The sequence below is a fragment of the Phormidium sp. CCY1219 genome (assembly GCF_055795085.1).
Window position 1 is genome coordinate 9,244 of the sequence record NZ_JAYFEQ010000003.1, and the last position, 22,050, is coordinate 31,293.

The following is a 22,050-nucleotide window of genomic DNA, read 5'->3' on the forward strand; positions in this document are numbered from 1 at the left end:
AACTAAATAGTCTCTAATAATTCTTTCATCGACGAGTTGACCAATGGGATTGCAAATCTTAAAAAATCTTAAAAAATCTCCCCAACGCAAGTATTACGTTTCATTATAAAACCGACCCGCAACATCCCATTGCGGTGAATTAACGCTATCATAATAAAGGGAAGTTAGGCAAGTGTCAGAAGTGGCGAAACAACAGCGCTCCCATCGTGGCAACCTGGACGGAAAGATTTTCGGAGAGTTTCTCTCTATTTCCTCTCAAATCCGCCGATAAAACTGGCAGAGTTACAACGCCAACCTTGACCCATCACCGAAGCGATCGCTGACGCTTTTTCGGGCACAATCCCGGGAAAAAGTTGGTCAAACACGAAAAAAACCATGATAGAACTTGCAGGTTATTCAGTTCTCGAAAAAATTTACGCCGGCACCCGAACCCAGGTTTATCGCGGAGTGCGCCTGTGCGATCGCCAACCGATTATCCTGAAAATTCTCAACCAAGAATGTCCCAGCTTTCGCGAACTGGTGCAGTTTCGCAATCAATACATCATTGCCAAACCCCTAGAGACCCCGGGAATTATCAAACCCATTGCCCTCGAACCCTATGGCAATAGTTATGCGATCGTTCTGGAAGATAAAGGCTGCATTTCCCTGAAAAAATATAGCGCCGATCGACCCCTCAACCTTGCCGATTTCTTGGCAATCGGCATCCAAATTGTCACCACCGCGATCGACCTGCATCGCCACCGGATTATCCACAAAGATATCAAACCGCAAAATATCCTCATCAACCCCACCACCAAACAAGTTTTTCTCATCGACTTTAGCATCGCATCTCAACTCCCGCGAGAAACCCAAGAACTAAAAAACCCCAACATTCTCGAAGGCACCCTGGCGTATATGTCCCCGGAACAAACCGGCAGAACCAGCCGAGGAATCGACTACCGCACCGACTTTTATTCCTTGGGGGTGACATTCTACGAATTACTCACCGGAAAGCTGCCATTTTCCGCCACCGATCCGATGGAATGCCTCCACTGTCACCTCGCCACCGAACCGATTCCCCCCCATCATCTCAATTCCCAAATTCCCGAAATCCTCTCGCGCCTCATCCTCAAATTGATGGCAAAAACGCCAGAAGAGCGCTATCAAAGTGCCTATGGAATTCGCGCCGACTTAGAAAAAATCGAGGGCGAATGGCGCGATCGCGGGGAAGTTTCCAGCTTTCCCCTCGCCCAAAAAGATATCGGCGATCGCTTCACCATTCCCGACAAACTGTATGGCAGAAATCGCGAAGTGGAACAACTACTCGCCGCCTTCCATCGCGTTAGCACTGGGGACTCCGAAATGATGCTGGTTTCCGGATTTTCCGGAATCGGAAAAACCGCCTTAGTAGCCCAAGTCCACAAACCAATTCTCCGACATCGCGGATACTTTATCAAAGGAAAATTCGACCAATTCAACCGCGATATTCCCTTCCGGGCCTTCGTGCAAGCCTTCTCCGATTTAGTCCGACAATTACTGGGAGAAAGTGCCGCCGATATCGCCACTTGGAAAGCAAAAATCCTCACCGCTTTAGGCGATCGCGCCGCCGTCATCATCGATGCCATTCCCGAACTCGAACTGTTACTCGGAACCCAACCCCCCGTCCCCGAACTGGATGCTACAGCGGCTCAAAATCGCTTTAACTTACTCTTTCAAAAATTCATCCGCGTGTTTCCCAGTGCCGATCGCCCCCTGGTAATTTTCCTCGATGACTTGCAGTGGGCAGATTCCGCCTCATTAAAATTAATTCAGTTATTAATGAACGACACGCAACTCGGACATCTGCTCTGTATCGGCGCGTATCGCGATAACGAAGTCAGTGCGGCGCATCCCTTGATGCTGACCCTGGAAAACATTAGCAAAACTGAGGCACATGTCGAGCAGATTGTTCTGAAACCATTAGAATTTACCGCCCTCAATCAGTTCGTTTCCGATACCCTTTCTTGTCCCGGCGATCGCGCCGTTCCCTTGACCCGCTTAATCCAGCAAAAAACCCAGGGAAACCCCTTTTTCGCCGCCCAGTTTCTCAAAAGCTTGCACGAAGAAGGGCTAATTGTCTTTAACAGCGATCGCGGATCTTGGCAGTGCGATATCAGTGGCGTCAAGGCACTTTCTTTAACCGACGATGTGGTGGAGTTCATGGCGCTGCAATTGCGAAAACTCCCGAAAAAAACTCAAACCGTTCTCAAACTTGCTGCCTGTATCGGCAATATTTTCGATTTAGAAACCCTGGCGATCGTCTATCAAAAACCCCGATCCGAAACGGCGGCTGATTTGTGGAGTGCATTGCAAGAAGGGTTAGTGGTTCCCACCAACGAACTGTATAAATTTTTTACCCTAGAAGATACAGAAACCAGCCTACAGCACTCGCCGGAAACCGCCGATTATAAATTTTTGCACGATCGCGTACAGCAGGCAGCGTATTTTCTGATTCCGCCGGATAAAAAACAAGTCACCCATTTAAAAATCGGACAGCGATTGTGGCAAAACACGCCACCGGAACGGTTAGAAGAGAACATTTTTGAAATTGTCAATCAATTAAATTATGGCATAGAGAGCATCCAGGATGCCAGCCAACGAGAAGAAATTGCCGCCTTAAATGCGATCGCCGGACGAAAAGCTCAGGCATCCACCGCTTATGCTGCCGCATTTGCTTATTTTAGCTTTGGCATCAAGCTGTTGAACGATCGCCCTTGGCAGCATCAATACGAACTGACGTTAGAACTACACGAACGCGCGGCAGAAACCGCCTTTCTCAGCGGCAACTTTGTGCAACAGGAAAAATTAACCGCCACGGTGTTGCAACAGGCGAAAACCCTGCTGGATAAAGTGAAAACCTACGAGATTGCGATCGCCGCTTGCATGGCCCAATGCAAGCAACTCGAAGCCCTAGAAATCGCACGGCAAGTGCTAACCCTGCTGGATGTTACCTTTCCCGAATCTCCAACTTACGCCGAGATTCAACAAGAATTTGCCAGGACCAAATCTCATTGGCAACAAGCCCAACAGATCCAACAACTCATTCATCTGCCCAAGATGAGCGATCCGTATCAACTGGCAAAACTGCGGATTTTGGCGAGTATTTTTACCACTATCTTTCAAGTTGCGCCTCAATTATTGCCCCTGATTATCTTAAAACAAGTTAATCTGTCGATTGAAGGTGGAAATGCGCCCTTATCTGCCTTTGCCTATGCCAGTTACGGACTACTTTTGTGTGGGGTCATTTTAGATATCGAAGCGGGTTATCACTTCGGGAAACTGGCGTTAAACCTGTTAGAAAAATTCGATGCGAAAGCCCTGCGATCGAAAGTGGTGATGGTCGTTTACTCCAATATTTGGCATTGGAAAGCGTCGATTCGCGACACCTTAGCCCCCTTTCTAGACGCCTATGCCAGTGGGTTGGAAACTGGGGATTTAGAATATGCCGCAATTTCGGCTCACGTGTATTCGTATCACTTGTATTTTAGCAGCGCGCAACTGCCCCGCGTGGAAGCAGAAATGGCCAAGTATTGCGAGGCGATCGCGAAAATCGAACAAGAAAATATTCTCAATTACAACCGAATTTATCACCAAACGGTGTTAAATTTGGTGGGACGTGCGGAAAATCGCTGTCGGTTAACTGGAAGTGCTTACAACGAAGAAATTATGTTGCCGTTGCACGAGGCAGGAAATGACAAGACGGCGGTGTTTTATGTTAATTTCCACAAGCTTTATTTGGCGTATTTGTTTGGGGAGATTGACGAGGCGATCGTCTATGCAGAAATGGCGGATCGCCATGTAGATGGCGTAACGGCGCTGCTGGTGGTTCCCTTCTTTTATTTTTACGATTCTTTAGCGCAATTGGAATTCGCGGCGGGCAGTCCCCAACCTCAGCAAGAAACTCGCCTGCAAAAGGTGGCTAAAAATCAGGAAAAAATGAGTCTCTGGGCCGATAGCGCCCCGATGAATCACGGACATAAGTTTTATTTAGTCGAAGCAGAACGCTATCGAGTATTGGGGAAACAGACAAAGGCGATGCAGATGTACGATCGCGCTATTTTCCTTGCCGAGGAAAACGAATACCTTGCCGAAGTTGCTCTCGCCAACGAACTCGCCGCCAAATTTTATTTGGCATGGGGCAAAGCGAAAATTGCCCGAGTGTATCTCACCGATGCCTACTATGCCTACGCCCGGTGGGGGGCGATCGCCAAAATCGAACAGTTGGAATCCCGCTACCCCGACTTACTCGCGCCGATCCTCGCCCAAAAAAATACCCTGACTGCCTCAGAAAGTGCCAGTACCAACACGATCGCCGCACTCAGCGCTCATCTGACCACCGGAACCGTGACCGATGCCACCACTTCCAGTGTGTCGTCGATGTTAGATATTTCCACCGCGATAAAAGCTTCCCAAGCGCTGTCTGAGGAAATCCAGCTCGATCGCTTACTCTCGGAGTTAATTACGATCGCGATGCAGAATGCAGGCGCAACCAAATGTGCGCTGGTGTTGCCTCAGGGCGATACTCTCGCGATCGAAGCCTTCGGCGTGAATGGGAAAGAATGCTCCGTATTGCAATCTCTGCCCCTGCAAGAGTGCGACGAAATTCCCGCCACCGCGATCGAGTATGTATCCCGCACTGGCGAAACCCTGCTGCTCAACGATGCCACCACCGAGACGATTTTGGCTGCCGATGCTTATATGATGCAGCATCAGCCGAAAAGCATATTATGTGCGCCCCTACAGAATAGCGGCAAAACGATCGCCATTTTGTACTTAGAAAATCATCTCACCCGAGGCGCATTTACCCGCGATCGCCTCGCCTTGATTCACATTCTCACCTCTCAAGCGGCCATTTCTTTAGAAAATGCCCGTCTTTATCGGGATTTGCAGCACTCCGTACAACAAAAAACCGACTTGCTGGCTTCTTTGCAAAACGCACAACTGCAACTGGTGCAAAACGAAAAAATGTCCAGCCTGGGTCAACTCGCCGCTGGCGTGGGGCACGAAATTAATAACCCCTTGAGTTTTATTGCCGGCAATATCAATTTAGCCAATGAATACATCCAGGATTTGCTCGAACACTTGCGCCTTTATCAGCAGCAATTTCCCGATGGGGACGAAAAAATCAACCACCATGCTGAAGCAATCGACCTGGAGTATTTAATCGAAGACTTGCCAGAATTGATTGCATCCATGAAAACCGGCACCGATCGCATCCGCTTGCTGAGTCAGTCGTTGCGAACCTTTTCCCGCGCCGATACCGACACCAAGGTGGAATTCAATATCCACGAAGGCATCGACAGTACCTTGCTGATTTTAAAACACCGACTGAAAGCCAATCCCAATCGACCGGCGATCGAGGTTGTCAAACATTATGGCGAATTGCCCTCAGTTAAATGCTATCCCGGACAACTCAATCAGGCGTTTATGAATTTACTCGCCAATGCCATTGATGCATTGGATGAAGCGAATCGCGAGCGTTCTTTTGATGACATCAAGCGCGATCCAAATATTATCTCGATTTACACTAAAGTTGACCCCGCTGGCGAGTTCGTGCAAATCCGAATTGCCGATAATGGTCCGGGGATGCCAGAGGAGATTAAACATCGCGTTTTTGACCATTTATTTACCACCAAACCCCCCGGAAAAGGCACGGGATTGGGATTGTCGATTTCTCGTCAAATTGTCGAATCAAAGCATGGGGGACAATTACGCTGCATCTCCTCGCCCGATCGCGGGTCGGAGTTTATCATTGAAATTCCCCTGTAAGCGATGGTTATACAGCACAACCCGCCACCGCCTGAAATTTACCTTGCCCGATTCTTATACTAGCTGCATCTTTTCCCGGGGGTTCGATTGCCCTCGGGCGATCGCGATCGCCTCTTTTTGCCAACAATTAAAACAAATTACTTCATAATAACACATATTCAGCTAAAATGCAAGCAGAAAATTACTGAAAATTTACGCCTCCTGACAGAGCCAAGCGGGGGGGTTTTTCGGTATAATTACTTATTTAAGAAAAAATCCAAACTTGGGCAACCTATAAAATATTCATAATTTGTTACAAGGAGGCAACATGGGACTGACTATTGGCACGGTGGGGAACGACTTCGCGATCGCCGGCTCCGACTCAGAGACCCTTCTGGGTTTTCCCGGAGACGATACACTGCTGAGTCTCGATGAAGATGGCAATCTTCAGGGAAATCAAGGAAATGACCTGATCCAAGGCAATGGAGGAGACGACACCCTGTATGGCGGACAGGATTCCGATTCCCTCTTCGGCGGCGAGGGGAAAGACCAATTGTTTGGCGACAAAGGGAATGACTTCGCATGGGGTAACGAAGGTAACGACTTCCTCATCGGCGCAGAAGGCAATGATTTATTATTTGGCAATCAAGATAATGACTTAATATTCGGTGATTCTGGTAACGATATCTTGCATGGCGGTCAACACGAAGATTCCGTTTATGGCGGCGAGGGAAATGACAGCGTATTTGGCGACAAAGGGAATGATTTAGTCGCGGGAAGCGAGGGCGAAGATTACGTTTATGGCGGGGAAGGCGACGACGTTGGATTTGGCAATAAACAAAATGACCACCTCTTTGGCGATGGGGGAAACGATACGTTTTATGGCGGATATGATGACGATACCCTGTATGGCGGAAACGGCAACGATTGGCTTTATGGCGAAGCGGGGGATGATTTTTTATTCCCAGACGCAGGGGCAGATACCCTCAGTGGTGGCGACGGGAGCGATATATTTATTTTAGCCAGAGGCATGGGGGGGTTTCGGATTGCCGAGGCGAATGTAATTACCGATTTTAACTTCGATGAAGATTTAATCGAATCGATTGAAGACTTGCGGTTTGAAGATTTTAATATTTTTGACGGGAGTGGAGAATATGAAGGAAGCGCGATCCTGCAAGACGATCGCACCAAAGAGTATTTGGCGATCGTAGAAGGTGTGAGTCGAGATATTCTCATCACTGGCACTTCATTTATCGAACCCCCTTTGTCTCTCAGCGATCTCGGAATTGCATTTACAGCCCCCCCCAGTACGCCGACGAGACCGCCGCGCCAGGTATGGATCGTGAACGATACCACCCCAACGGGAATACTCGGAGTTGTGACCCCACAGGCCACCAGTACCACGGAATACGAGATTACCGCGATCGCAGACAGTTCCGGACAACTCCTACCCGATTCCTTCACCATAGATTCCACCACCGGTGAACTTTCCTTCAGCGATCCGAACGCCGCGACGCAGGCGGATTATTTTGACCTGGATATTACCATTACCGATACCGATACCGATACCGATACCACAGAAACCTATCGCATTTATACCTCAATTCAATCGGCGATCGACGAGGCGGTGGCGGGGGATACTCTGCGCGTTGCACCAGGCACCTATGTAGAAGACCTGCAAATCAATAAATCCGTCACCCTCAACGGTGCGAATTCCGGAATACCTGGAAATGACGCCACTCGCGGCACCAATGAAACGATTATTAATTCTGCATCCGGTGTGTCGGGAATTCAGATTCTCGCCAGCAACGTGACCCTAGATGGAATTGAAACCGATAGCGATATTTTGGCCACCGCCAATAGCGAACCCCTGGAAAATATCGCCATCCAAAACGTTCGTCTGTGGGGAGCAATGGATGGCATTAATTTAGAAGAAGCCGCCAGCGCTTTGGTGGAAAATAATTTAATTGAAGGCGGCGGCGGCATTATTATAGGTTGGTTTGACAACGCAACCGAGGCCACAGTTCGCAACAATATTCTCAATGAAGTTGAATTTGGAATTTGGGGGTCGCTGTCCGGTTCTACCCTGGACAATAATATCATCAACGCCGGGAATACTGTCAGCGATTCCGATGCGGGAATTGGCGGAATAATGGTCGATTCGAGCATTATGAATAATCAGGTAAGCGGTTACGAGAATGGCGCGATCGCGATTAATTTAGAGTCAAAATCTGCCGATGTTATCCTCGCCAATAATACGGTGGAAGCTTCAGATATCGGCATTTTGATTTCCCCGGAGGTGCAGAATGCTTCGGTAGGCAACAATAGCTTTGCCAACAATACCGAGGATCTGAAAGTGTCGGCTACCGATCCGATTTCTCAGAGCGCATCGGCCAGTTTTTCCACTGCGCCGATGAATATTATTATCGGCTCGATGGGCGATGATAGCTTAACCGGCACGGAGAATAATGACCTGTTGCTCCCCGGGCAAGGGAGCGATACCTTAACCGGTGGAGAAGGAATGGATACGGTGGTTTATGCAGCGATCGCGACTGGTGCGGTGAGTGGCGATCGCCTTTCCGACTTTAGCTTTGGCCCGGAGGGTGACGCGATCGGGATAACTGGCAATCTCAGCGGATTGAATGCAGGGACGCCAGTGGTACTCAAAGATACCAGTAGTTTGGATGGCACGGAAAATGCGATCGCCGATACGGAAGCGAACGTTTTAGCCGTAACCAGCAGCAGTGCCAGGGTTGCTTACGCCCGCGATACCGGGACGCTGTATTTCGATCGAGATGGAGATTTTACCACCGATGCGATCGCGGCGGTGGATATTGGCATCGGCAACTTCACCGACAGCAATCTGCTATTTTTAGACTCATAACCACAGCAATGGGTCATGCATCCCTCGATCCATGACCCATCTGCTTGACTTGCAAATATGACGTGGCACGCCCAAGGTGCCAGTTCCCTACTGCGTGGCGAGGGGAGCCGGTTTGAGTTGCGCCATCAGGGTAGACACCGCTCGAGCATAGCAAGGATCTGCCCGGGTGCCGCGCAACTCGGGATCGCTTGCCAGTTGCCGTTCTTCCTCAGCACTCAAATCGATAACGATATCCGGGGTAATTCCTTTATGGCTGATATCCGTACCATTCGGAGTATAGTAGTGGGCGATGGTCACGGTCAAACCCGACCCATCCGACAGAGAGTGAACCGACTGCACCAGTGCTTTGCCGAAGGTTTGAGAGCCGATAATCGTAGCGCGTCCGTTATCTTTCAGGGCACCGGATAAAATTTCGCTCGCGCTTGCAGAGTTATCGTCCACCAGGACCGCCAGGGGTAAATTGGTGATGGCAGATTGATTGGCGCGGAAATCGTGGCTTTCCCCATTGCGGTCTACGGTTTGCACGATCGCACCGCTATCCATCCACATGCGAGCGATATCGATACTGGCATACAATAAGCCACCGGGATTGCCGCGCAAATCCAATACGAAGGCATCCACATCGCGATCGCTCAACTCTTCGATCGCCGAGCGCATTTGTTCGGCAGCGTGAGAACTGAACTCCTGCAACTGAATGTAACCTACGTTTCGCCCGCCTTCCTGCTGTACCTTATAATGAACCGCTTGCAGTTCGATGCGAGCGCGTTCCAGGGTGACGTCAAACTCCCCGCGATCGCTGCGGTAAAGCCGCAAACTCACCTGCGTCCCCACCTCCCCCCGGATTAAATCCGCAGCTTGTTCCACGCTCATCCCTTCCGTGGGTTGGCTGTCAATCGCCACAATTTGGTCTCCTGCTTGCACCCCTGCCGAGATCGCCGGCGAATTTTCCAGGGGTTCGACCACCGTAATGATTTGCGTCTCTGGGTTGAGTTCCAGACGAATCCCCACCCCAGACAGTTCTCCCGAGGTTTGACTGGTGAGCTGTTCGTACTGATCCGGATCCAAAAACCGCGTGTAGGGGTCGTCTAATTTGGCTAAAGCGGTTCGCACTGCCGCATACGCTTGCTGTGCCGAGGTATAGTCTCGATTCAGCAGTTCGGTGCGGGTGGCTTGCCAATCCATTTGATTAAAGCTGCCATCCACATATTCCCGATTCACAATTTGCCACACTTCATCGACAATCGCTTTCGGACTCTCTTCGAGTTCGGCGCGCACGGCGCGCGAACCGATTGGCGCTAATAAGGATAAGATGGCTGTGGTGGCACATGCCCCACCAAACAGGGCAGTTTTCAGCCAAGAGTTGCGGTTTGTGTATGAATTCATTTAGATTCTTGCAGTGATTGGATGATATACGGCAACGGAAAATTAAAAAAGCAAAACGGCGATCGGCGTTTCACAGCGGGATGACAGCGCAGCCGGGACTTTCGTTCGGTCGAGCCGGCATGTGACTCGCCTGGGTTCTACAAGGGGTTTGAGGGCGATCTCGGTTTTTTTACCCGGCGCGACGCAAGTTTTTCTCTTTTGGGCGATCGCAGAAAACAACCTAAACCTCTACCTCCATTTATAACGTTTTCTCTTCCCAGTGCCGAGTGCTTTTGAGAACACTCCATCCCCCTCGCCATCTTCTTAAATCTGCCACACTCAAGAGTGGGAATCTCTTTGAGCGACGATCTCAGCTTTTTATAAATTTTTGTAACAATCCCCTCCATGTGCTTGCCCGTTTAGATGGTAGTGACTTCACCAGGCTCGAAACGGTTTCCGGAGGTGAACCCAAAACCCCAGACCCCGTTATGCGTGGCTAGAGTTGCACTGCTATTTTTCATGCCCACCTTTATTTTCATTATATCGCTACAATACTTAATAAATCAAACCCTCTCCGATTCGGATTTCTTCTCTTTTTCGGTGACGGTTGTCAACACCGAACCAGAGAGTCAGCAGGAGAGCGTGTCTTTCCCCCGTTTGGGGAAAGCGTAACCCAACGAACCGCAGTTCAGCAGCAACAGCAGAGGTCAAGGTGCCGTGATATCCAAAGCGAAAACAATGTTTGCAACCGGGAAACCGGGATGGGTCAATCTGAGCATCGCCCTGGTGGCGCTCATCGGCGCGATCGCCTTGCAGCAAATGCGCCTGAACGACCCGCGATCGGGGAGTCTCGACCCGCAAAAAGCCCAACAACAAGAAGCCCTGCAACTCGAGGTGCTGGCGCGATCGCCCACCTTCGGGTTCGATAACTTACTCGCCGACTGGCTTTTCTTAAAATGGGTGCAATATTTTGGCGACGAGCCACTGCGCGAGCAAACCGGTTACGATCTCAACGACGATTACTTCGATCTGATTACGAAGCTCGATCCGCGCTTTGCAGAAGTTTACCCTTTTATTTCCACCGCCGTTTCCTTTACCCAAGGTAAACCCGAAACCGGGATCGCCTTCATGGAACGCGGTACCGCCGCCCTGTCGCCAGAAATGGATCCCAAAGCCTATATGGTTTGGCGATACAAAGGTCTCGACGAGTTACTCTTACTCGGCGATATCGAAGCGAGCATTTATTCCCATGAAATGGCAGCTCAATGGGTGAAAGCCACCCCGGAAGAAGACGCCGCAGAACTTGCAGAACTTTACCAACGAATGGCTCAATTTCTCCGCAGCGACCCCGACAGCACCCCGGTGCGATTTTGGGCGTGGAACGAGGTGTATCATAACGCAATGACGGAAAGCGTCCAACTGCGCGCGGAGGAAGAACTGTTAAAACTCGGAGCCGAAAAGCAAATTACCGAGTCCGGAGGGGTGCGCTTTTTCTTACCCGAACCAAGCAGTGGAGAATAATGGCCAAGCAGAAGAAAAACTCCCCCAACTTAGCCGGTGAGTCTTCCCCTACTCGGAAAAAGCACCGGAAAACGAGGAAAAATGTTTTAATTTTTGTCACGTTACTGTTGACATTTTGCGCGATCGCTGCTTTAATGCAACAGAGAAAAACCCTGCAACAGGCCGCCGCACAACCGGTGGATGCCATTTTGGTCCTCGGCGGTAGCATCAAACGGGAAATGTATGTGACGAAACTCGCCAAACAGCATCCCGAAATTCCCATATTGATTTCCCAAGGGTCTGAGGCTCCTTGCGTGTGGCTGCTTTTCGAGCGCGATAACGCACCGATGCAGGGCGTCTGGTTAGAACAATGTGCGGATTCTACTTTTGGCAATTTTAAATTCGCCTGTCCCATCCTGGAGCGGTGGGATGCGCGCCATGTGAAAGTGATTACCTCTCCCAGGCACTTACCCCGCGCCAAATGGCTGGCGCAAATTATCTTAGGTGCGAAGGGCATCTGGGTGGAAATGGAATTAGTCGAGGAACAGGGAGTTCCGGGAAATCGCGAGTTTTGGTTAAAAACCCTGGTGGATGTGACGCGCAGTGCCCTGTGGGCGATCGCCGCTCAGTTTTATACTCCCCACTGTACTCAAGTGCAACCCCTCACCGCCGTAGATATGGAACAGTGGGAACGAGAAGGATTCCAGTGCGAACATCAAGCCGGTTTATGAGCGTCAAACGCTCCCCCAAACCATTAAGACGCGCGATCGCGAATCTCGGAATAGGCGATCGCCCGCAGGGTAGACAAAGGCACGCTGTAAAAATACTCGCGCCGAAACTGCTCCTCGCGTACCGCCGCAAAAAATTGGGCGATTTCCCCAGAAGGATAAAGTGAGAGTTCGCGATCGTCTCCCCCGTCATCCGTGGCCACACATTGCACCCCATCGGCGATCGCCGTAATTTGAAACCCCAAATGCTCCAAGGTTTGCAATCCCAACCCCAAGGTGCGATCGCTCACTCCCACCTTTTCGCGCAACTGCTGGCGCGTCGCCACCTGACCCGTGCGACTCAGATATTTTGCCACCCCCACCAACTGCTGCCAAATCTGTAGCGGTGCTAGGGGTGGCGGCGGTGAGTAAGCGATCGCCAATGTCTTCCCCGACTCCATCGCCAACCCAAACCACTGGTGAAACTCCTCCCAACTCCTCGGACACTCGGACAACACGATCGCCGCATCCACCTCGTCTCCCCCGACCCTTTCCTCCCCCACCCACAACTCCTCACCGCGCCAATCCACAATCTCCAGAGGGCATTCCCCCGAAACCGCCACCGACCCCGCCGCCCGACGCACCGCAATCAACCGCACTTCATAGCGTCTGTTGTAACTATTCGAATCCAACTCCACAATTGCATCGCACTCATCCGATGGCAATTCATCTTTATAATGTCCCCACCACACTCCCGGAAATCCCCGTCCCGTAGAATCATCTACAATTTCAAATTCCGTTTTAATATATTGAACTTTCCCCCCCTTAAAATCCTTAATATTGCGATGCCAAACATGTTGAAAGCGACAATTTTCAATAAAAATCCTCGGCACCGGATTCCCCATCCCGCAAGGTTCGAGCAATTTCAATTCTTGGAATAACGGTTTTCCCAATTGCGCCACCTTACACACCAAATCCGCTTGCACCACCTGTACCCCTAAATCGCCATTGCGCCAGCGTTGCTCGCGCAAATGCCGATTAATCGCCTCAGTAAATAAGGGAATATTTTCCACCGGCAAACTCAACCCCGCCGCCAAGGGATGCCCGCCAAATCGGTGCAATAAATGCGCCTGTTCTTTGACTAATTCATATAAATCGATACCATTCACCGATCGCGCCGAACCTCGGGCAAGCGCCTGGGGATCGAGTAACGGAGAATTGACATTTTCTTGGGTTTTAACGCTGTCTTCGGTCGTGAGTAAAATCGTCGGTAAAGCGCACTCTTGCGCCACCTGACCGGCAACTAATCCCAGAACCCCGGCGGGCCATTGCGGATCGTCGAGGACGATAACTCGCGTGGTGGAAAGGTCGAGGTCTTCTAATTTTTGAGAGACTTGTTTGGCCACATCTTTTTGCACAGATTTACGGCGCGTATTGGCCAAATCGGTGTCTAACGCCAGTTTTTGGGCGCGCCGACGATCGCGGGTGGTGAGCAATTCCACACAGAAAGAGGCATCCCCATGAATGCGACTGACCGCATTAATCCTCGGACCGATACCAAAGGAAATATCCGTCGGGCGATCGCCATGTCGCTTGCACAAGTCTAACAGTTCTCCCACCCCCGGACGCCGCCGGTCCGTGGCGGGTTTTTTAAACTCCCGATGCAGGCGATCGATACCCACCTGCGCCAGATAGCGACTTTCTCCGCGCAATTCCACTAAATCGGCAATTAAACCAATCGCCACTAAATCTAACAGCGCCCCTAGCGGTTCTTGGGGAACCTCTGGCATGATTTGATAGAGCGCTTCCACCAGTTTATAGGCAACCGCAACCCCGGAAAGTGTCGCCAGGGGATGGTTTTCTGGGAAATGGCGCGGGTTGACAATCGCCACCACTGGGGGACGCATCGTCGGTAAGGTATGGTGATCCGTGACGATGGTCTCGATACCCAATTCCCGCGCATACTCGATTTCCTCGAGATTCGTGCTTCCCGTGTCGCAGGTGACGATGAGTCGCGTCCCACTGCTCGCTAATTGGTCGATTCCCCCATGGTTTAATCCGTGGGATTGAGTCAGGCGGTTGGGGATGAAGTAGGTTAGATGGGTATGGCGATCGAAAAACTGCCCCAATCCGTCCCATAACACGCTCGTGGCGGTGACGCCATCCGCGTCAAAGTCCCCCCAAATCGCCACTTTTTCCCCCCGAGCGCGCGCTTGTGCCAACCGTTGCACCGCCCAGTGCATTTCCTGGAATTCAAACGGACTGGTGGGTTGAAAGGTTTGGGGATTTAAAAACTGCACCAATTCCTGGCGATCGCGAATTCCTCTTTGCCACAGCAACATCGCCGCATAGTTGCCCGACAATCCCGGTGCATGGCGTCGGACTTCCTCCAAAAACCACTCGGGAGGTTGCACGGGTTGCTCTATTCGCCACTCGGTCTGCGCCTCACCCATCTTCTCTTATCCCATTTTTCGGTCATTCTCCCAGTGTTGACAGCTTGCAAGTACGAGCTGTCAACTCATTTTTCCCCAACCCAATGGGTTTTTCAAATTCTACAGCATCTCGGTTTTCCCTGGCAAAATTCCCCCCTTCACCTGCAATGTCTGAATATTATGTAGGGTTGCCGATGCCAATCCTACATATTCATCATGGAATTTTAATGTCAGTGATGAGCTGGATTGAAAATTTGCTAAAATTTTAACCCTAATTCTTCTAATTATAATTCAATGTTCCTCTAGATTAGAGTGTCACTTCATCAATCTCCGCCAAAGAAGGAACGCGATCGCCACCCAAACTCGCCTCCTGACCCTCTTTAGTGCGCTGACAGCGAATGGCAAACTGACAACCCTGGCACAATCCCGATGCCGTAACCGGAACTTGGGGAAAAGGTTCTCCCCTTTCTTCATAAGCTTGCAACCATGCTGTCAGTTGATTTAACAATCGCGCAAGCTGCTGACGAATGCGATCGTGTTTGTCAGTATTGTAAGCAAATCGCAAGCTCAGCGACGATTGGCCGAATTCCGGATTTCCTGCCGAGCGAACAAACCAATAGCTCATCGAAATTTTTCCCGGCAGATAATCGCTCGTTTCGGCGAACAGAAACGGATACAATTTCGTTTGCCAGTTTCCCTCAACATAACGCGGATTGGTTGGCAAGGGATAAGTTTTCCAATCTAGGATTTGAGCGGTATTTTTTTCAGCAATTAATAAATCGTAAACGGCGACTAACAAATACCCGTGGAATTGAAGCGTGCGGCAGTGTTCCGCCTCGCGAAATACCTCACCATTCCCCCGATCGCTCCCATGAAATAATTCCGGTGCAGCATCGAGCAAACCGCGATAGCAGCGTTCCATCACCGGGTCTTCTTGCAGGAGAGATTCCACCGGCAAACCCAGTTCTCGCTGTTGCATCAGCAAGTGAAAGCGATTGCCCCAGGCGATTTTTGTTTGTTGTTCTGGGGAGATGGGGGCGTTGGACTTTTCCAAATAGGTATATTGAAATTTGCGCGGGCAAGTTTGCAGTACGTTAAGTTGTCCTTGGGAGACGCGCCGCTCGATTTTGGGAGAGGAATCCTGCTTAACAGAAGAGAAATTCATCGGTCTTGGGTTAAAACGAACAAACTGCCTTGATTGCCCCTGCCAATTCGCAGAGTATCATCCAGGTAGGTAATATCTAACCAACCTTGGCGATCCGCGGAGGGAATCTCGAAATCAAGGGCGAGAAATTTTTTGCCGGTTTCGATTTCCTCGATAAAGCGATCGGGAGAGCGATAGCCAATCCATTGTTGAACGCCAGCGATCGCCCGCTCGAATTTTACCGTAACTCGGCGCTCTGAAACCGGCTCAAATCGCGCCCCCACGCTGACCAATCCATTCAGATAAGGCAAACCGGCAATTTCAGCGATATTGTAAATTTTGTTTTCCCCAGGGCGAATGCATTGATAAATCGTTCCCAATTTAGCGAAGGGGAAGCGATCGAGACCCAGGAGTTCCTCGCTGGTGGTGTAGAGCAATCGCCAATTGCCCGCCAGCAGTTCTGTCGCTTCCACCGGGCGCGGGGTCGGGTTGCGGTCTTCTAATTGAGCAACGGCGGCGAGAATGGCTTGTTTTTGCGTTTCTGTCGCCAGCAACCCGCGATTTTTGCCCGCTAGGGTTTCGAGTAAAGCAGCTTTTCCAATCATGGTTTTTCGAGTAAACAAAAGCAAGAGATGAAATCCTCGATGCTCTGTAGTTGCCCATCGGCGATGACGCCTCGGGAGAGATTTCTCCCCATTGCTTATGCGAGGCACTGTAGCGCAATTCGACTAAAATTGTTAAAAGGTGTGGTTGTATTGGTGTCAGCCAATCGCGCCTCGAGCCGTGCAAAGGGAGTTAATGGGGGAAAATTGCGGAATTTCCCTTTCCAGGGTAGCCTGGAAGCGCAAGAACCCGAGGCACTGCCTTCAGGGGGTTAGTTGACGGCGGCTAAAGCCGCAAGTTCGTTTTTCCTCCCCTGGCTAAAGCACGGGGGTTTCCAAACGTATCGGAGGTTATCATGAAAATCATACCCGATCGCCCAAGCGCAGATCTGAGCCGCGATCGCCCTGACCCCGAAAGGCACCCACGCAACCATTCAGTTCCATTGGCTTTAACTCCAGGAGTGTTCGATGTACAATCCTTCTCTACGTGAAGAACCTCGGCATAAAGTAGCTGACGTCATTCCCGTACAGCAAGAAACTTCTATTCTCGACTGGTTGGAAACCGAAGGTCGCTTAATTCCCCGCGAAACTCAAGAGAGTGAATTTGAAAGCGAGGAAGAAGAAATTGCCGACCTGATGTCTAATGAAGAGTCGAATTACGACGACGAAGACAACGACGAAAACTTTGAGGAGGATTAAGAAGATCGACTAACCGGGATGGGGGATTGAGGGAGTGTGAATTGGCTAGGGATGCATGAGCTTAATCCCATCGCCCCGCAATTCCCATCCCTGTGTTTGTTGAGTAACTCTTTGGATTTACCGGAGACGGGATTGGCGTCCTTGGAGTTACTCGGTGTGGAGTGAGGAAATCGAATCAGTGGACGCAAAAATTTTACCTATTCCGTCATTTAACCTCTCCGGGACCGTGCTGTTTTGGCTATTAACCGCGATCGTCACGGCAGGATCCCTAATTCTCGATGGGTTAGGTGGACGTTTCTTTAGTCTGGGCGAATCCCTAACCCTGCCCCTGTTGGGTTGTACTGTGGCAACAGTGGCGGTGGGTTCCTGGATCGTTCCCCTACTACAGCGCCTCAAAACCGGACAAGTCATTCGAGAGGACGGTCCGCAAGCGCATTTGAAAAAAGCTGGCACTCCGACAATGGGCGGGGTGTTTTTTATTCCCGTGGCCACGATTGTCGCGCTTTTCTGGTCCGGATTTGCCCCCGACGTGATTGCCGTCTGCACTCTTACCCTCGCCTATGCCTTGATTGGCTGGATCGATGATTGGCAAATTCTGCGTCGGCGATCGAATAAAGGAATTTCGCCGAAAATGAAGCTGGCACTGCAAATCGGCATCGGGGCGCTGTTTTGTCTGTGGCTTGGGTTGACCCAACCGAGCGCTATTACCAATGTAGCGCTGCCGTTTGGTTTGGTGTTGCCCTTGGGTGCGTTTTTTTGGGTCGTCGCGGCGTTTGTTTTAGTTGCCGAAAGTAATGCCACCAATCTCACCGATGGCGTGGATGGACTGATGGGGGGAACCGGCGCGATCTCCTTCCTGGGATTGGGCGCTTTAGTGGCTTCCACCCACCCAGAGTTGATGATTTTCTGCGCCTGTATCAGTGGCAGTTGTCTCGGTTTTGTGGCATTCAATCGCAATCCCGCCCGGGTGTTTATGGGGGACACGGGTTCCCTCGCCTTGGGAGGTGCTTTAGCAGCAGTAGGACTCACCACCCACGATCTCTGGGGTTTATTTATTCTCAGTGGGCTGTTTTTTGTCGAATCTATTTCGGTAATTGCCCAAGTGCTTTATTACAAAGCCACCAAAGGACCCGATGGCATCGGCAAGCGCTTGTTTAAAATGGCACCGATTCACCATCATTTAGAATTGAGTGGCTGGTCAGAATTGCAAATCGTCGCTTCATTTTATGTGATGAGCTTTCTTCTGGTGTTGATGACCTTGGCGTTCCGTTAAAATATTTCAAGTCGGCTAGGCGTTGGCCTAACCGACTTTATTTGCTTCATTGCGTGAGAGGCAAGCGAAAAGTTTTTGGTGAAATAATGAGGGGTTGAATGGCGGAAGCGAATTCTCAACATTTTTTACCCGAGGTGTCGGTGGTGGTGCCGGTTTATAATGGCGAGGAGGATTTGCCGGCTTTAATCGAATGCCTGCGATCGCAAACTTATCCGGCGCAAAAGGTGGAGTATTTAATTGTGGATAACAATAGCCGCGATCGCACCGCCGCTATCGTGCAACAAGCGGCTGAGGAATCCGATGCGATCGCTCTTCGTTTATTGCACGAAACTGATATTCAAAGTTCTTATGCCGCCCGCAACACTGGCATCCGCGCCACGAACCGCGAGTTTATCGCCTTTACCGATGCCGATTGTCGCCCAGAACCCAATTGGTTATTATCATTAATTCAGGGATTTGTCAAGCCTAATGTGGGAATTGTTGTGGGCGAAATTTTCGCTCTACCCGGGAAAACTGTATTAGAGCAACATGCACAACGGGAAAACACATTATCTCAAAAACATACCTTAGCGCATCCATTTTGTCCCTACGGTCAAACCGCAAATCTGGCTATCCGTCGCCAAGCATTTGCAGAGGTGGGGTTATTTCGCGCTTATTTAACTACCGGTGGCGATGCGGATATCTGTTGGCGAATTTTGCGCGAAACTAATTGGACGTTGGAATTTGCCGAAACTGCGATCGTCAAGCATCGCCACCGATCGACCCTGCAAGAATTGCAAAGTCAATGGCGCAGATATGGGAAATCTAATTCCTATTTACACGAATTGCATGGTGTGGAGTTGATGCGCCAATTTGACCGACGAGAATATTTTTATCGCTGGAGTCGTTGGTTATTGAAAGAGTTACCAACTTCCACCCTGAAGGCGATCGTCGGAAAAGCAACTCTGGTGGATATGGTTTCCACACCCATCGGATTGTTCTGCGTCAGGGCGCGATCGCGCGGTCAACGGGAAGCGCAATTACCAGAAAAGGCACGCCAAATTGACAAGTTATAAAACTCTATTTCCTGGCGTCGCCGTGGGATTTACTCCTCCTGGATTTCCCTCGGGAATTGAGCCAATTGGTATGGCGATCGCGCGGGTAAAACCAATTGAGAATTGAGCATTGTTTCGCGTTTCAATTCTCAATTCTCAATTCCACGCCCTCCTTAATTAAGGCAAGGTTTCTGGTTTAGGTGGCACGGATGCAATCGTAGATTGCCAAATAATTGCCCCCGGGATTGTTCCACGAGTAGTCATATTCCATTCCTTGAAGGGCAAGTTGGCGAAACGCTTTGGGGGAATTATACCACAATCCAATTGCGCGATCCATCGCCGATTCGAGCGCGTGAAAATCCGTATGGTGGAACATGTAGCCATTGCGCTTTTCCGGCGGCGTGTTTTCGTCATAATCGCGATCGAAAATGGTATTCACCAAACCGCCCACTGAGCGCACGATCGGCACCGTGCCGTATTTTAAGCTAATCATTTGAGTTAGCCCACAGGGTTCGTAATTGCTCGGAACCACCATCATATCGGATCCAGCATAAATCAGATGGGAAAGTTCTTCATTAAATCCGAGTTCTAAGTGGCAGTCTGGATTTTCGTTTAAGAAGCTTTTTTCGTGCCAAAAATGAGCGTTGATTCTCGATTCGGTTGCCGAACCAAGTAGCACGAATTGCGCGCCTTTTTCCAATGCGTAGTAAATCGCATGATGAACCAGATGCACCCCTTTTTGCGTGTCCAGTCGTCCGATGTAAGCCACAATCGGCTTATCTGTTTCGCGCAACAAGAGTCGCTCGCGCAATGCTTGTTTGTTTTTGGCTTTGATGTCTAAGGTGTCTGGGGTATAGTGATGGGGAATGTAGCGATCGACCTCGGGATTCCAAAAGTCATAATCGATGCCATTGAGAAGGCCGCGAAATTTATCCTGGTGCAAATGTAAGGTATGACTTAAACCACAGCCCACTTCCGTGTAGTGCGCTTCCCAAGCATGGTGAGGCGAAACAGTGGTCACAGCGTTGGAATAAACGATGCCTCCTTTCATATAGTTTAAGGCAAAGGGATTGAAGTTATCCCGCAGGCGATCGTAATCGAAGTAATACGCTTCTTGATTTAAACCCGTTGCCCACAAGGTGTCTACACCGGCAATCCCCTGATGTTTAAAATTATGAATCGTGTAGCACACTCGCTGGTTCTCCATGCCGTGATATTTGTAAATCTCGAACAGCATCACCGGCACTAACCCGGTTTGCCAGTCATGGCAATGAATGATATCCGGTCGCTTATTGCTTTGCAGCAAAAATTCTAAAGCCGCTTTGTTGAAGAAGGCGAACCGCATATTATCATCATCGCAACCGTAATAACAACCGCGATCGAAGAAGTTATCCTGCGAATGAGGTTCGATAAAAAAGCACACTCGTCCATGCACCCAGCCACAGTAAACAGAACAGTGAATGGCTGCTCCATACCACGGCACCCATAATTCCTGATAGGCCTCGTGGAGTCCCCAAATATGGTCATAACGCATACAGTCGTATTTCGGCAGAATAATTTCTACGCAGTTGCCTCGGATTTCTAATTCCCGGCTGAGTCCGTAGACCACATCACCCAAGCCACCGGCTTTGATGACAGGGGCACATTCTGACGCAATCTGGACGATGTACATCTTGGCTCCTCACTTCACAAAACTTCATGTTTTCTGCTTCCATTCATTACAGGAAAAAGGTCTTTTTTGGCAACTGACTCGCAAGAATCTCTGCATTCTGCCGCAACAATCCGGTTATAAAGTAATTATTTATTTTTTGAATTTTACTTTAAATGTTTGCAAACTATCTAACTTTTAAAATAATTATTCAAACGGATAATATGAGGAATTTTCATTCCTTGGAAAACACTCCCCCCTCAAGGCTTCTCCTTAACCCGCGCCCCCAATCCCTAGGCCAAAGAAACAGGGGCACGAGTTTCTGGCTTTCTGTTAATGATAGTTATCACTTATAATTTATGCAGAAATAGTCATTAAGAGGTTATCAGTGTTCGCGTTCCCTGATTCAGTCTAACCATCGCGGGGAGACGAGACTGAGGATGGGCAGCCTATCTTGAAAAGTATGTCCCGGCGATCGGTTTGTTGTGCCGCTAGGGTTTTGTTTCCGCAACTAGGTAGAGATTTGCGATCGCCAGATTGGATCCGGGGGAATTTTCTCAATTGCGATCGAGCGGTAGTTCGGATATCCATCTATGCAACACCAACAGCGATCGATAGGGAGTCTCTAATAAACCTGCGCGCGCGTCGCGCGCGAAAGCCGGCGGGGGCTCTCCCCAGCGCTTCGCCGTCGCAGATTTAATTTTGAATTGAATGTTGTCCCCTCTTTATAGAGAAGACTCCCACAAGGCGGCGGGATTCTTCCCGACCTCCAGCCATCCGCCTCCAGCAAACGCCCCTCGGATCCCCTCCCACAAATCCCTTGAGAATCCAGCTTTATCTCCCGATTCACCCTCCTCCTCAAGAATCCTGAAAAAAATTAGCGCTTCAATCCCTTGCTGCATGGCGATTTCAGCAGTATGTCAAAAAAAAATCCAAAATTTTTTCAAAAAAGGGTTGACATTCCCGAATGGGGTTGTTACATTAGTAAAGCGCCTGAAG

13 protein-coding genes are annotated in these 22,050 nt (G+C 50.0%); 7 read left to right on the forward strand and 6 right to left on the reverse strand.

From position 1 onward, the window contains the following. Positions 1-245: 245 nt before the first annotated feature. The gene (locus AC0QH1_RS00085; protein ID WP_324628709.1) at positions 246-377 is read right to left on the reverse strand and encodes a hypothetical protein; all 132 of its coding nucleotides are present in this window, start codon (positions 375-377) and stop codon (positions 246-248) included. Here AC0QH1_RS00085 and AC0QH1_RS00090 point away from each other — a divergent pair. Both AC0QH1_RS00090 and AC0QH1_RS00095 read left to right on the forward strand, forming a co-directional pair. Then, positions 376-5,787, forward strand: a complete 5,412-nt coding sequence (locus AC0QH1_RS00090; protein ID WP_324628710.1) for a trifunctional serine/threonine-protein kinase/ATP-binding protein/sensor histidine kinase — start codon at positions 376-378, stop codon at positions 5,785-5,787. The two genes, AC0QH1_RS00085 and AC0QH1_RS00090, sit on opposite strands and share 2 nt — an antisense overlap. Before the next feature lie 307 nt (positions 5,788-6,094). Further along, a complete protein-coding gene (locus tag AC0QH1_RS00095) occupies positions 6,095-8,650 on the forward strand; it encodes a NosD domain-containing protein (protein WP_324628711.1) in 2,556 nt (851 codons plus the stop codon). Between the two features lie 87 nt (positions 8,651-8,737). Here AC0QH1_RS00095 and ctpB read toward each other — a convergent pair whose 3' ends face one another. After that, positions 8,738-10,033 carry a carboxyl-terminal processing protease CtpB gene (gene ctpB / locus AC0QH1_RS00100; RefSeq protein ID WP_324628712.1) on the reverse strand — a complete coding sequence of 432 codons (1,296 nt, stop codon included), beginning with the start codon at positions 10,031-10,033 and terminating at the stop codon, positions 8,738-8,740. A 717-nt stretch (positions 10,034-10,750) separates the two neighbouring features. Here ctpB and AC0QH1_RS00105 point away from each other — a divergent pair. Further along, a complete protein-coding gene (locus tag AC0QH1_RS00105) occupies positions 10,751-11,533 on the forward strand; it encodes a hypothetical protein (protein ID WP_324628713.1) in 783 nt (260 codons plus the stop codon). Further along, complete coding sequence (locus AC0QH1_RS00110) at positions 11,533-12,243, forward strand: YdcF family protein (RefSeq protein WP_324628714.1); 711 nt, start codon at positions 11,533-11,535, stop codon at positions 12,241-12,243. The genes AC0QH1_RS00105 and AC0QH1_RS00110 overlap by 1 nt, the downstream gene beginning before the upstream one ends. 23 nt (positions 12,244-12,266) lie before the next feature. Here AC0QH1_RS00110 and recJ read toward each other — a convergent pair whose 3' ends face one another. From recJ to AC0QH1_RS00125, 3 genes are all read right to left on the reverse strand, one after another. Then, the gene (gene recJ, locus AC0QH1_RS00115; RefSeq protein WP_324628716.1) at positions 12,267-14,672 is read right to left on the reverse strand and encodes a single-stranded-DNA-specific exonuclease RecJ; all 2,406 of its coding nucleotides are present in this window, start codon (positions 14,670-14,672) and stop codon (positions 12,267-12,269) included. Between the two features lie 286 nt (positions 14,673-14,958). After that, the gene (locus tag AC0QH1_RS00120) at positions 14,959-15,816 is read right to left on the reverse strand and encodes a PD-(D/E)XK nuclease family protein (protein ID WP_324628717.1); all 858 of its coding nucleotides are present in this window, start codon (positions 15,814-15,816) and stop codon (positions 14,959-14,961) included. Further along, positions 15,813-16,400: a PAP/fibrillin family protein gene (locus AC0QH1_RS00125; protein ID WP_324628718.1), complete on the reverse strand. Its 588-nt coding sequence runs from the start codon at positions 16,398-16,400 to the stop codon at positions 15,813-15,815. Before AC0QH1_RS00125 ends, AC0QH1_RS00120 begins: the two co-directional genes overlap by 4 nt. A 465-nt stretch (positions 16,401-16,865) precedes the next feature. Here AC0QH1_RS00125 and AC0QH1_RS00130 point away from each other — a divergent pair, with 465 nt between their 5' ends. The 3 genes from AC0QH1_RS00130 (at position 16,866) to AC0QH1_RS00140 (ending at position 19,424) form a co-directional block, all read left to right on the forward strand. Then, on the forward strand, positions 16,866-17,096 hold the full coding sequence (locus tag AC0QH1_RS00130; RefSeq protein WP_324628719.1) for a DUF3134 domain-containing protein: 231 nt from the start codon (positions 16,866-16,868) through the stop codon (positions 17,094-17,096). 178 nt (positions 17,097-17,274) lie between these two features. After that, positions 17,275-18,369, forward strand: coding sequence for a phospho-N-acetylmuramoyl-pentapeptide-transferase (gene mraY / locus AC0QH1_RS00135; protein WP_324628720.1), 1,095 nt, complete (start codon positions 17,275-17,277; stop codon positions 18,367-18,369). A gap of 98 nt (positions 18,370-18,467) precedes the next feature. Next, positions 18,468-19,424, forward strand: a complete 957-nt coding sequence (locus tag AC0QH1_RS00140) for a glycosyltransferase family 2 protein (protein WP_324628721.1) — start codon at positions 18,468-18,470, stop codon at positions 19,422-19,424. Positions 19,425-19,599: 175 nt separating this feature from the next. Here AC0QH1_RS00140 and glgA read toward each other — a convergent pair whose 3' ends face one another. After that, positions 19,600-21,075, reverse strand: coding sequence for a glycogen synthase GlgA (gene glgA / locus AC0QH1_RS00145; protein WP_324628722.1), 1,476 nt, complete (start codon positions 21,073-21,075; stop codon positions 19,600-19,602). Positions 21,076-22,050 lie beyond the last annotated feature (975 nt).

Excerpts from the sequence above, each read along its gene's own strand:
- AC0QH1_RS00140 (WP_324628721.1), top strand. The coding sequence starts at position 18,468 with ATGGCGGAAGCGAATTCTCAACATTTTTTACCCGAGGTGTCGGTGGTG.
- ctpB (WP_324628712.1), bottom strand. The coding sequence starts at position 10,033 with ATGAATTCATACACAAACCGCAACTCTTGGCTGAAAACTGCCCTGTTT.
- AC0QH1_RS00095 (WP_324628711.1), top strand. The coding sequence starts at position 6,095 with ATGGGACTGACTATTGGCACGGTGGGGAACGACTTCGCGATCGCCGGC.
- AC0QH1_RS00090 (WP_324628710.1), top strand. The coding sequence starts at position 376 with ATGATAGAACTTGCAGGTTATTCAGTTCTCGAAAAAATTTACGCCGGC.
- glgA (WP_324628722.1), bottom strand. The coding sequence starts at position 21,075 with ATGTACATCGTCCAGATTGCGTCAGAATGTGCCCCTGTCATCAAAGCC.
- AC0QH1_RS00130 (WP_324628719.1), top strand. The coding sequence starts at position 16,866 with ATGTACAATCCTTCTCTACGTGAAGAACCTCGGCATAAAGTAGCTGAC.
- AC0QH1_RS00105 (WP_324628713.1), top strand. The coding sequence starts at position 10,751 with ATGTTTGCAACCGGGAAACCGGGATGGGTCAATCTGAGCATCGCCCTG.
- AC0QH1_RS00120 (WP_324628717.1), bottom strand. The coding sequence starts at position 15,816 with ATGAATTTCTCTTCTGTTAAGCAGGATTCCTCTCCCAAAATCGAGCGG.
- AC0QH1_RS00110 (WP_324628714.1), top strand. The coding sequence starts at position 11,533 with ATGGCCAAGCAGAAGAAAAACTCCCCCAACTTAGCCGGTGAGTCTTCC.
- recJ (WP_324628716.1), bottom strand. The coding sequence starts at position 14,672 with ATGGGTGAGGCGCAGACCGAGTGGCGAATAGAGCAACCCGTGCAACCT.
- AC0QH1_RS00085 (WP_324628709.1), bottom strand. The coding sequence starts at position 377 with ATGGTTTTTTTCGTGTTTGACCAACTTTTTCCCGGGATTGTGCCCGAA.
- AC0QH1_RS00125 (WP_324628718.1), bottom strand. The coding sequence starts at position 16,400 with ATGATTGGAAAAGCTGCTTTACTCGAAACCCTAGCGGGCAAAAATCGC.